Annotated in this window: 10 protein-coding genes; 7 read left to right on the forward strand and 3 right to left on the reverse strand. The window is 68.2% G+C overall.

Annotated elements, in window-relative coordinates:
• The first annotated feature begins 10 nt into the window (after positions 1 to 10).
• Genes QUS11_11530 through QUS11_11545 form a run of 4 tightly spaced genes read left to right on the forward strand, consistent with a single transcriptional unit; the run spans position 11 to position 3,457 of the window.
• On the forward strand, positions 11 to 532 hold the full coding sequence (locus QUS11_11530) for a CarD family transcriptional regulator (protein MDM7993928.1): 522 nt from the start codon (positions 11 to 13) through the stop codon (positions 530 to 532).
• Positions 533 to 551: 19 nt separating this feature from the next.
• Positions 552 to 1,883: a GTPase HflX gene (gene hflX / locus QUS11_11535; protein ID MDM7993929.1), complete on the forward strand. Its 1,332-nt coding sequence runs from the start codon at positions 552 to 554 to the stop codon at positions 1,881 to 1,883.
• Positions 1,876 to 2,313 carry a hypothetical protein gene (locus QUS11_11540; protein ID MDM7993930.1) on the forward strand — a complete coding sequence of 146 codons (438 nt, stop codon included), beginning with the start codon at positions 1,876 to 1,878 and terminating at the stop codon, positions 2,311 to 2,313. Before hflX ends, QUS11_11540 begins: the two co-directional genes overlap by 8 nt.
• Positions 2,306 to 3,457, forward strand: a complete 1,152-nt coding sequence (locus QUS11_11545) for a lysylphosphatidylglycerol synthase domain-containing protein (protein ID MDM7993931.1) — start codon at positions 2,306 to 2,308, stop codon at positions 3,455 to 3,457. The genes QUS11_11540 and QUS11_11545 overlap by 8 nt, the downstream gene beginning before the upstream one ends.
• Here the strand turns inward: QUS11_11545 and QUS11_11550 are convergent.
• The 3 genes from QUS11_11550 to QUS11_11560 form a co-directional block, all read right to left on the reverse strand.
• Positions 3,356 to 4,645, reverse strand: a complete 1,290-nt coding sequence (locus QUS11_11550) for a metallopeptidase TldD-related protein (GenBank protein MDM7993932.1) — start codon at positions 4,643 to 4,645, stop codon at positions 3,356 to 3,358. The two genes, QUS11_11545 and QUS11_11550, sit on opposite strands and share 102 nt — an antisense overlap.
• On the reverse strand, positions 4,642 to 5,919 hold the full coding sequence (locus tag QUS11_11555; GenBank protein MDM7993933.1) for a TldD/PmbA family protein: 1,278 nt from the start codon (positions 5,917 to 5,919) through the stop codon (positions 4,642 to 4,644). Before QUS11_11555 ends, QUS11_11550 begins: the two co-directional genes overlap by 4 nt.
• A gap of 104 nt (positions 5,920 to 6,023) precedes the next feature.
• Positions 6,024 to 6,779, reverse strand: coding sequence for a tetratricopeptide repeat protein (locus QUS11_11560; protein ID MDM7993934.1), 756 nt, complete (start codon positions 6,777 to 6,779; stop codon positions 6,024 to 6,026).
• Positions 6,780 to 6,868: 89 nt separating this feature from the next.
• Between QUS11_11560 and lpdA the strand changes: the two genes are divergently transcribed.
• From lpdA to QUS11_11575, 3 genes are all read left to right on the forward strand, one after another.
• Complete coding sequence (gene lpdA, locus QUS11_11565) at positions 6,869 to 8,233, forward strand: dihydrolipoyl dehydrogenase (GenBank protein MDM7993935.1); 1,365 nt, start codon at positions 6,869 to 6,871, stop codon at positions 8,231 to 8,233.
• On the forward strand, positions 8,226 to 8,900 hold the full coding sequence (locus QUS11_11570; GenBank protein MDM7993936.1) for a MazG family protein: 675 nt from the start codon (positions 8,226 to 8,228) through the stop codon (positions 8,898 to 8,900). The genes lpdA and QUS11_11570 overlap by 8 nt, the downstream gene beginning before the upstream one ends.
• Positions 8,901 to 8,979: 79 nt before the next feature.
• Positions 8,980 to 10,728 (forward strand): S8 family serine peptidase, encoded by a 1,749-nt coding sequence (locus QUS11_11575; protein ID MDM7993937.1) that lies wholly within the window; start codon positions 8,980 to 8,982, stop codon positions 10,726 to 10,728.
• The last annotated feature ends 99 nt before the right edge of the window (positions 10,729 to 10,827 follow it).

Below are 10,827 nucleotides of genomic sequence, written 5' to 3' on the forward strand. Positions count from 1 at the left end.
GACTGGGGTCATGTCAGGGATCATCCAGGCCGAGAGAATGCAGTTCTCCGTGAGCGACATGGTGGTGCACCCCATCCATGGCGCCGGCCGGATCAGCGACATCTCGGTGAAGAACATCTCGGGCGAGTGCACGGAATGTGTCGTCGTCGATCTCATGGTGGGCAACGCCGGAGTGCTCCTCCCCGTCGAGAGCCTGGACGATACCGGCCTGCGGCACATCGTCGACGAGGGCACCCTCGACACCGCCCTGGACATGCTGGGCGGAAACCCCGAAGAGCTTCCCGGCGACTGGAGGCGCAGGATCGAGAGCCTCCGCGAGCGCGTGCACAGCGGCGACCCCAGGCTCGTGGCGACGGCGGTACGCGACATCGTAGCCCGTTCCGGTCACAGCAAGGTCAATCCGTCCGAGAAGCGGGTCCTCTCCGAGGCCGTAGGCGTGCTCGCCGGCGAAGTTGCCCTCGTGAAGAGGCTCGATGTCGATTCCGCCAGGAAGCTCGTCGAGCGTCAGGCCGGAGTCAGGCCGGTCCGCTGAGGCCGGCCCAGCCAGGGGAATGCCCGCCAGGGCCTGCGCACAGGAGAGGGAAGCCACCGGAGAGGAACTCTTCCTCGCCGTCGCGGTGACTCTCGGCAACGAAACACCCTCCCCCGGGGCGCCCGAGGAGCTGGCCTCGCTCGTGCACACCGCAGGGGGGCGGGTCGTCGGCTTCGTCACCCAGAACAGGCCGGTGCCCGATCACGCGACCTTCGTAGGCAAGGGAAAGCTCGAGGAGATCAAGGCCGCCGCCCAGGCCGGAGGCGTGTCCTCGATCGTCTTCGACCACAATCTCTCACCCGCCCAGGTCTCCCGCCTGGAGGAGGCCACGGAGTGCAAGGTCCTCGACCGCACCGAACTCATCATGTCCATCTTCGCAGGGCAGGCCCGGACGGCGGAGGCGAAGCTCCAGGTCGAGCTGGCCCAGCTCAAGTACGCACTGCCCAGGCTCAGCGGCATGTGGCACCACTTCTCACGGCTCGGCGGCGGCATCGGCACCAGGGGGCCCGGTGAGACACAGCTCGAGGTCGACAGGAGGAAGGCCAGGACCCGCATCCGGCTTCTCGAGAAGGAGCTGGAGAAGATCGCCGGCAGGCGCGACAGGCTGGCCGGCAGGAGGTCGGAAGCCTTCAGCGTGGCCCTCGCCGGGTACACGAACACCGGCAAGAGCACGCTCCTCAACCGCATCTGCGGATCCGGCGCCTACAGCGCCGACCGGCTCTTCGCCACGCTCGACTCGACGACCCGCAGGCTCTACCGCGGAGGGGCGGGATCGGTGGTCTTCTCCGATACCGTCGGTTTCATCGAGAGGCTTCCGGAAGGGCTCGTCGCCAGCTTCTACAGCACCCTCGCCGTCGTCAGGGATGCCGATCTCGTGCTCGTGGTGGGTGATGCCTCGCATCCCTGCCGCGACGTCCAGAACGAGGCCGTGAAGAGCACCCTCGAGAGGATAGGCGCCGGCAGCGTGCCCAGGCTGATGGTGTGGAACAAGATCGACATCGCCGACCCCGGATCCCTGCCGTCGGGCGGCCTGCTCGTCTCGGCGCTGACCGGCCGGGGAGTGGACGAACTCCTGTCAGCCGTCGAGGAGGAGAGGCGGAGCCGCCTGGAGTGGTTCACGCTCAGACTCCTCGTCAGGGATGGCAGGCTGGAGAACTGGATCCACGAGAACTGCGTGATCGGGAGCTTCGAGAGTACGCCGGAGGGCGTCGAGATCACCGCCGGGGCCCTGCACGGCTTCGATTCCGTGGTCGGACGCCTCTCCGGGATCGACGAATCGCTCCGGACCATCGAGAGGACGGTCTGGAGCCAGCGGTCGCTCGACCGGGGGAGGCCCGGCAGGGATGGATGACGTCACGAGGAAGAAGATCATCGATCGTCTCGTCAAGAGGCTTGCCGGGATAAGGAGCCTCCATGCGTCCGGCGTGGTAGGGCTCCCGGTGCTCGGCAGGCAGCTCTTCCAGCTCGTGAGCACCAGGGATGCCTGGCTCCTGGCCTGTTCGGTGACGGATGACGAGCGGGAGGCGAGGAGGCTGCTGATGCGGCTCCACGATCCCGAAGCCTGGAGGTCGGACTCGTCGGAAGCCGAGGAGAAGAGACGCGGCACGCTCGAGGAAAGGCTCACCCAGGCCTTCCTGGAAGGCTCCGCCGACGAGTCGAAGTCGCTCGAGGCCATGATCGACACGGCCTGCCTGCCCCATTTCGTCGGGTTCGTCCGCGACAGGGCGGGTGCCAGGGAGGCGCCCAAGGCCAGCGGCGGACGGGTGAAGGTGCTTGACTAGCGCGGGAGACCCCCGGAAGACTCCGACAGGAACCTCCGGGGGGCAGAGGCCCCTCGTCAGGCGCACCGTGCCGCTCGCAGCCGGGATCCTCCTCACCCTCGCCTCCATCTGCTACCTTGTCGACATGTCGATGGACAACATCAGGGCGGCAGGAGGCATCTCCGCCCTCCTGAACTTCGATCCGCTCCTCCTGCTCGCCTCCATGGCCGTCCTCCAGCTCCATTTCCTGGCGGCGGCGTGGTCGTGGAAGCGGGTATGCGAGGTCTCGGGCGGACGGCTCGGGCTCCGCAAGGCGTACTCGATCCACTTCGTCTCGCTGCTGGGGAAGTACATACCCGGGAAGGTCTGGGCCGCGGTCGGGAAGGTGGGCCTGTCGAGGCAGTCCGGCGTCTCCACCGCTTCCGCCGGGCGCGGGCTGGTGCTCGAGACATTGTTCATCGTCACGTGCTCCCTCATGGTTTCGCTCCCGCTGGTGCCCCGGATATCCGGGAAGCTGGGAGTCGATCTCGCCCTGTCCATGATCGCCGTGGGAGTCGTGATCTTCGCCCTGCTCCTCACCTCCCACCCCGGCGCGCACAGGCGCCTGACCGGACTGGTGAAGAGGTTGACGGGAAGGGACATAGCCTGTGTGGACCCCGGGTTCTCCAGCGTCCTGAAGCTCATCCCCGTCTATCTCCTCGTCTATCTGCTCCTCGGCCTCGCCTTCCACCTCCTGGCACTGAGCTTCGGGGTGCACCTGGAGTTCATCCCCGGGATAGCCCTCATGCCGACGTCCGTGGGCGTCGGTTTCCTCGTCCTGCTGGCACCCGCCGGGATTGGCGTCAGCGAGGTGACCCTGCTCTGGCTGATGAGGCTGGTGGTCCCTGCGGGCGAACAGGAGATCCTGCCGCTCCTGGCGCTGGCTTCCCGGCTCTGGATGACTCTGTCGGAACTGGTGGCCTTCTCCGTGGCCGTATCCATCTGGGGAGGCTGGAAGGCCATGGCCGGCGCCCTCTCGCGCGAGCGGGCCGGATCGATGGGAGGCGGGGCGCCCGGACCTGCGTCAGGAGAATGCGAGCCCGTCGACGAGGACATGCGGCAGGCGGTCGGACTCCACCCCGTAGAGGGTGTCCTCGACGGCGACGATCCTCCCGAGGATCTCTGAGGCGTTTCCAGCGAGGAAGCAGCCGGCGCCCACCGGCGCCGCGACCTGACCACTCGAGACGGCGAAGGCCGCCGCGAGCGGGATCCTGAAGTCCCCCTCCGAAGTGCTGCCGTATCCTCCAGGGAGCAGTTCCGATACGAGGACCCCCCGGCCGGCTTCCGCGAGCAGTTCTCCGAAGGTCTTCCCCCCGGGTTCCAGCGACAGGTTCGTGCAGACAGGCACGGGCAGCTCGCCCGGATTCCTGCCCGCCGAGCCCGTTGTCGCGGCCCCGCATGCAGAGGCGCTGGACAGGTCGTGAATGTGTCCTGCGAAGCGCCCCCCGTCGACCAGGCATCTGTCGCTCGTCGGGACGCCTTCGCCGTCGAACGGCGCCGATGCGCCCCCGAACGGGAGCCTTGGCCTGTCGTGCAGGGTGAAGACGGTGGATGCGATCTCCATCCCCGGCTGTAACGTCGAGAACCCCCCGTCCCTCGTCCAGCCCGCGGCCTGGCTGCGCAGCGACTGGAGGAGGGTGGAGAGCACCCTGGGGGAGAGGACCGCCGGGACGCTCCTGTCCGGCGGGGAGACCTTCCTGGTGCCCTGCGGGCAGGGCATCAGCCCCTCGATGATCCTGGCCGGATCGGTCAGCGGCAGACCCGTCACGAACCTGCAGTTGCGCACCGTGAGCCCGTCCGGTCCGGCGAAGGTGAAGACGAGCGCTACCTCGAGCACCGACTTGGAATAGGAGCCCCGGAACCCGGACGAGTTGGCGAGGGAGACCTCCGTGGTGCGCCTGGAGACGGCTCCCCTGACCGTGGAGCTGGGCCAGCGCGAAGCCAGCTCCTCCTCGATCCCCACCAGGAGTGCCGTCAGATCCTCGAGGCCCGCGGATGCGACGAGGGGATGCGATATGTCGAGCGTCCCGGGTTCGGACGGGCCCGGGAAGGCGATCGACGCCGCGGGCCCGACCCTCGACACGGAAATGGCCTTGTCCATGAGTTCGGGCGGGCCCCCGCCCCCCGAGACGGACGCCACGCCGATCCTGCCGTTCCGGATGATCCTGACGGTGGTCGAGGATTCGCTCCCGGAGGATCGGACGAGGCCCCCTCCCGGAGTGAGGCGGGCCGAGTCCGTGGATATGTCCAGCTCGAGCACCTCTGACGCCTCGGAGACCCTCGAAGCCGCCTCGAGGACGCCGATCGCCCTCATCGGCCGGCTCCCTGTGCGAAGACCAGCGTGTGCGGCGCGCCGTAGCTCACCGGCAGCAGCCCGTCACCGGACCTGGAGCATCCGCCGGGGCCGCTGAACAGTGTGAGGTCGGCGCCCACGCACTGCACCGACTTGAGGAAGTCGAAGACCCTTCCGCTGAGCGTGACCGGCCCGGTGAGAACCGTGGGCCTGCCCGACTCTACGATCCAGCCGAGCCTCGAAGTCAGCGAGAAGGAGCCCATGTCCGTCGAGCCGCCCAGAGCCCCTACCAGGTACAGCCCGTCGGAGAGCATCGCAGGCATGGATGCGGCGGCCATGCTCCCCGGAGCCATGTAGGTGCAGGTCATCCTGGCCGATGGCATCGACCTGTAGTCGACCGCCCTCGCGTTGCCGGTAGGGGAGGCGCCCGCGGAACCGGCCGTCTCGATGGTGTGCAGCAGGCTCCCGAGGACTCCGGAGGAGACGATCTGGGTCCGTCCCCCCGCCGTTCCCTCGTCGTCGAAGGCGCAGCTCCCGGGCATCGAGAAGTGGGTCGAATCGTCCACTATGCTGACGCAGGCGGAGGCAATCCGGCTGCCCCGCCTGAGGTACCCCCCGAGCGAAGAGGCCAGGGGATGCGATCCCGACTCGCAGAGATGCCCGAACACCTCGTGGACGAAGACGCCGGCTATCTCGGGATCGAGCAGCAGCCTTCCCCCGGGTGCGGGCGCGGGGACGGCCGAGTCGAGCGCCGAGCATTCCTCGGCAACCTCGCTGACGATGTCCTCACGCGACCTGAAGAATTCGAGCCCCGCCCTGCCCGCCCTCTCGCGGGTCGCCCTCAGCCCGGTCGATCGCGACACGGCATCGAAGCGGAATCCGCAGAACTGCTCCTCCTCGGATATGTCGCATCCCGCGGAGCTGATGACGGCCTTCAGCCTCCTGAAGTCGCGGTAGCCCACCCTGCAGGCTGCCCCCGAGGTCTCCGCGCCGAGGAGCTCCATGTATCTCCTGCACAGGAAGGCCTTGTCCGAGACCGGAGCCTCCTCGACGGGTTCTATCACTCGCGGGCGCCATTCCTCCCTGGTGGCCGGAGCCCTTGCGAGCCTAACCGAGCCACTGCCGCCGGCGGTTCCAGCCGCCCGGACGGCGTCCTCGAGCAGCCTGCCCGGGTCCCTGTCGGCCGAGGCCGAGGCCGAGCCCCAGCAGCCGTTTTCGAGTACCCTCGCATGGATGCCCGTCTCGACCCTGCAGGAGATTTCGGAGAGCGTCCCTCCGCCCTGCTCCATCGACATGGAGGACAGCGACTCAACCCGGAACTCCGCGAAGGCGGACTGGGTCCGGGAGAGGGCCCTCCGGACCTTCTCGCGGACATCCTCGAACAGCCCTGTCTCGGAGTTCAGTTTTCCGGATCCACGACGGGACCCTCGAAGAAGCCCGCCCCGGCCAGTTCGTCGAGCAGGATCCGGGCGGAGTCGGAACACGGGCCCGAGGGGGAGATGAGTATGCTCTGCCTGAGGAGGGCCGATCCCCTCACGAGGTCGCCCCAGGAGACGTACAGCTTTCCCAGCCTGAAGCAGGAGGGGGCATGGCCCTCCCCGACACCCCACCCCAGGAGCTCGAATGCGAGGTCGGTGTCGTCGGAGGCGAGTGCTATCCCGGACATGATGACCGATGCCTCCAGAGCGGGGGCGCCGCCAAGCTCCAGTGCCCTGCCGAGCGAGCGGACAGCACCCGTGGTGTCGTCCGAGGCGAGCCCGGCCCGTCCCGCGAGAAGCCAGGCGCTGCCGTCCGTGGAGGCCGATTCCGCGGCCCTCGAGGCGAAGTCGAGCGCCTCCCCCGCTCTGTCCATGTCCATCAGGAGGCCGGCCAGCTCGAAGAGCCCTGCCGGGTCGGAGGGGAAGGAGTCGGTGTACTGCCTCAGACAGGTCTCCGCCTGCTCCCAGGCCTCGCGGGCCCTGTAGATCCTGCCCAGGCCGAGCACGGCGGCGGGACACGAGGGCTCGAGCCTCAGGGCCTCCCTGAACTCGCTCTCCGCCTCCTCGAGAAGCCCCTGGGAGAGGAAGGCCTCGCCTGTTTCGCAGCGGAGTTCGATGCGTGCGTCCACGAAGTCCGACGGGGCCGAGACGGCCAGGGCCAGCAGGACAGCTGTCAAAACATCCCCCCGGTTCGGTGTCTGAAAGGTTATTATACCCAGCGTGGAGCGTCTCCGTCACATTCCTTCCCCGATCCCGAGGAGAGTCGATGACCCGGTACGATCTGATAGTCATAGGTTCCGGCCCGGCCGGGTACGTCCCGGCGATCAGGGCCTCCCAGCTCGGAGCCCGCGTTGCCGTAGTAGAGGAGGAGGATCTCGGGGGCACATGCCTCAACAGGGGCTGCATCCCTACCAAGACGCTGGCCGCCACCGCGGATCTCCTCCACGCCGCCAGGACCGCCGGGCGCATGGGGCTCAGGGGTTCGCTGGAGCTCGACTTCCCGGCCGTCGCCAGGCGCAGGGACATGGTCGTCACCCGTCTGAGGAAGGGGATAGAGGCCAGGATGGCCGGCCTCGGCATCGAGGTCCTCGGGGGAAGGGCTTCCCTGAAGGCCGCAGACGCTGTGGCCGTGGGCGGGGAGGTCTTCCAGGCCGCCAACATCCTCCTGGCGACCGGCTCGCAGCCGGCCTTCCCAGGGCCGCTCCGCGTCGAGGGAGCCCTCTCGAGCACCGAGGTCCTTGCCTGGAAGGAGCTGCCGCGCTCTCTCGCGATAGTGGGGGGCGGAGTGGTGGGCTGCGAGTTCGCTTCGATCCTGGCGACATTCGGAGTGACCGTCACGATCCTCGAGATGCTCGACGACATCCTTCCTGGCATCGATCCCGACGTGAGGAAGGTGCTCAGGAACGCCCTCTCCAGGCAGGGAGTGCGCATAGAGACGGGCAGGGCGGCAGCCTCCGCCGAGGCCGGCCCCGGGCACTCCCGCGTAGTGCTCTCTGATGGCGCCGTGGTCGAGGCGGAAGCCCTCCTGGTAGCCGCAGGCAGGATCCCGAGGCTCGACCTGGAGGGCCTGTCGGAGGTCGGGGTGGAATTCGACCGCAGGGGCATCAGGGTCGATTCCTCGATGAAGACGAGCGTCGACGGCATCTACGCTGCGGGAGACGTGACCGGACAGTGGCAGCTCGCACACGCCGGCAGCGCCCAGGGTCTGACCGCCGTGACCGGGATGTTCGGGAAGGCCTGCGGCAGACCGGCGCCCGATCCGGACAGGATGCCGGCGTGCGTCTTCACGATTCCCGAAGTCGCGTCGGTGGGCCCGGGCGAGGAGGAGTGGGTCCGCAGGGGAGTGCCCGTGGAGGTGAGGAAGTCCGCCTATGTCTCCAACGGAAGGGCCATGGGGCTCGGCGAGACGGACGGGATGGTGAAGCTGATCGCGCATGCCGGCACCGGCAGGCTCATCGGGGTCCAGATCGTGGGCCGCGATGCCAGCAGCCTGGTCGGAGAGGCGCTCGTCGCAGTGAACTCGGGCATCGAGGCATCGAGGCTCGGCGAAATGGTCCACCCCCATCCCACCCTGACCGAGCTGTTCATGGAGGCCGGGGAGGATTTCGGACCGGGTGCGATACATGGATAGGGAGCGGGCGACGGCCGCCCTCGCCGAACTGCTCGACACGGTCCTCGTCCTGCGCGGCCCGGGGGGCTGCGAATGGGACAGGAGCCAGACGGTGGCATCGCTCAGGCCGTTCCTCCTCGAAGAGGCCTACGAGGTGGCGGAGGCAGCCGAGGAAGGCGACTGGGAGGCTCTCAGGAGCGAACTCGGCGATCTCCTCCTCCACATCCTGCTCGATGCGGTCATCGCCGACGAGGAGGGAAGGTTCGACCTCGCCCAGGTGGCGGACGGGATAAGGGCAAAGCTCGTCCGCAGGCATCCCCACGTCTTCGGGGCCGTGGATGCGCTCTCGCCCGGAGAGGTGGAGCGCCAGTGGGAGCGGATCAAGTCCGGGGAGAAGGGCCGCGGGGGCTTCTTCGACTCCATCCCCGCCGCCATGCCGGCCCTCCAGACAGCATGGAGGATCCAGCAGCGCGCGGCCGACCTCGGTTACGAAGGCAGGGAGGGGGATGCGACGCCGGGGCTCCGTGAGATCGTCGCAGATGCCGACGCCGACGCAGGAACGGACGGCATTGGCCGGCTGCTCTTCGAAATCGTAGATTATGCCAGGATCAGGGGTCACGAGCCCGAGGCCGCTCTCAGGAAGGCCTGCAGATCCTTCATGGATGGACTCGAGGGCTGGAGGGGATGACGGCCGTGTGCCGCCGTGCCCGGGCATCCCTGCAAGGTACGGTCTACACCGGTTTTTTCCCTAACCGAGAGGGGCCCATGTGAAGTACCTGCTGCTCTGCCTCGCGGCCGCTGCCGCCGCCTCCGCCGGGATCGTAACCCCGCGCCTCGCCGAACAGATGGAACAGGCGAGGGCCGACGAGACGATCGACATCTTCATCAAGCCGGTCGGCGACGCCGACTGCGAGTACATCGCCCAGGCCACCACTGGCTTCTCCCGCGAGGAACGGCGCGAGTTCGCCGTCTCCGTGATGATGGACGTGGCCACGCAGACCCAGACTCCCGTCCTTGAAGCCCTCAAGGCCTGGCCGTCGGAGAGCGTGACCGGCCTGCACACGAACTGGCTCGCCAACTTCATAAGCTGCAGCGCCACCCCCGACGCGATCAGGAACATCGCTGCGCTCGACTGCGTCGCGTGGGTCGACTTCAGGCCCGCCACCTCGCCCTTCATCGAGCCCATAGACGTCAGGCCGGCGAACTCGAACGAGCTCTCGAGGGCCAACGCATGGGGTGTCGACAACATCGGTGCCCCGGACGTCTGGGCCCTCGGGTATGAGGGCGAGGGCGTGACCGTCGCAATCATCGACACCGGCGTCAACTACAACCACGTCGACCTCGCGACCCACATGTGGCACGACACCCCCGCCGGCCTCCACTACGGCTGGGACATCTCCACGGGCGACAGCGACCCGATGGACGAGAGCGGCCACGGGACGCACTGCGCCGGTTCGGTGGCCAGCAACGGCATAGCCGGCACCACCTGCGGCGTGGCCCCCGCCGCCACGATCATGGCCGTCAGGGTCATGACCTCCGTCAGCCCCGATGCCGAGGTCAACGTCATGGACGGCTTCGAGTGGGCCGTCGAGCACGGGGCCGACGTGCTGAGCACGTCCCTCGGGTACATGCCGGCATGGAACCCCCAGAGGGCGCTCTGGAGAACCGCGGAGGAGAACATCCTCGCCGCCGGGATCCCCCACAGCATCGCAGCCGGCAACGAGGGCCCGGGTGCCCCCTCCCTGCGCACCCCCGGCGACTGCCCGCCTCCCTGGCTGCACCCCGACCAGGTCGCCCAGGGCGGCCTCTCGGCCTGCATCTGCGTAGGCGCCACCGACAGCGCGAACAACATCGCCGACTTCTCCAGCCGCGGCCCTGCCAACTGGGAGGCCATCGCCCCCTGGTTCGACTATGACGACACCGCCCCCAACGCCGGTCTGCTGCGCCCCGACGTGTGCGCCCCCGGCGTCGACGTGCTGAGCTGCGACTACGGCAACATCGGCGGCTACACTACGATGAGCGGCACCTCCATGGCCACGCCGCACAACGCCGGCCTGATGGCCCTTCTCCTCTCCGCCGACTCCACGCTCACCCCGGCGCAGATCGACGAGATCCTCGAGACCACCGCGCTCGACCTCGGAGCGGCCGGCAAGGAGAACACCTACGGTTCCGGCAGGATCCAGGCGCTCGAGGCAATCCAGGCGGTCATAGGCACCGGCATCGGCGGCGGTTCGGGCCCTGAATCGACTAGGAGCCTCGTGCTCTCGTCCGCCATGCCCAACCCCGTCTCGACGGCGGGCATCTTCAGCCTCTACCTGTCCGAGCCCGGCCAGGTGACGATGTCGGTCTACGACATCCAGGGCCGGAGGATAGCTCTGGAAAGCGAGGGAGAGATGGCGTCCGGCAGCCACTCCATCGAGTTCGCCGTCCCCGCCGGCATGAGCAACGGCGTGTACTTCATGAGGGCGTCCGGGAACGGAGCTTCTGCAACGAGCAGGTTCACCGTACTCAGGTAGGCACCTCCCGGAAGGACTCCCGAGGCGCCCGGCCCCGCCGCTGTCTCTTATACACATCTGACGCTGCCGACGAGTTCCGAACGGTGTAGATCTCGGTGG

Source organism: Candidatus Fermentibacter sp., assembly GCA_030373045.1.
Lineage (GTDB): Bacteria > Fermentibacterota > Fermentibacteria > Fermentibacterales > Fermentibacteraceae > Fermentibacter.

What these genes read in the sequence shown, in the direction of transcription:
- QUS11_11530 (MDM7993928.1), top strand. Translation starts at nt 11, where the DNA reads ATGTCAGGGATCATCCAGGCCGAGAGAATGCAGTTCTCCGTGAGCGAC.
- hflX (MDM7993929.1), top strand. Translation starts at nt 552, where the DNA reads ATGCCCGCCAGGGCCTGCGCACAGGAGAGGGAAGCCACCGGAGAGGAA.
- QUS11_11540 (MDM7993930.1), top strand. Translation starts at nt 1,876, where the DNA reads ATGGATGACGTCACGAGGAAGAAGATCATCGATCGTCTCGTCAAGAGG.
- QUS11_11550 (MDM7993932.1), bottom strand. Translation starts at nt 4,645, where the DNA reads ATGAGGGCGATCGGCGTCCTCGAGGCGGCTTCGAGGGTCTCCGAGGCG.
- QUS11_11555 (MDM7993933.1), bottom strand. Translation starts at nt 5,919, where the DNA reads ATGTCGATGGAGCAGGGCGGAGGGACGCTCTCCGAAATCTCCTGCAGG.
- lpdA (MDM7993935.1), top strand. Translation starts at nt 6,869, where the DNA reads ATGACCCGGTACGATCTGATAGTCATAGGTTCCGGCCCGGCCGGGTAC.
- QUS11_11570 (MDM7993936.1), top strand. Translation starts at nt 8,226, where the DNA reads ATGGATAGGGAGCGGGCGACGGCCGCCCTCGCCGAACTGCTCGACACG.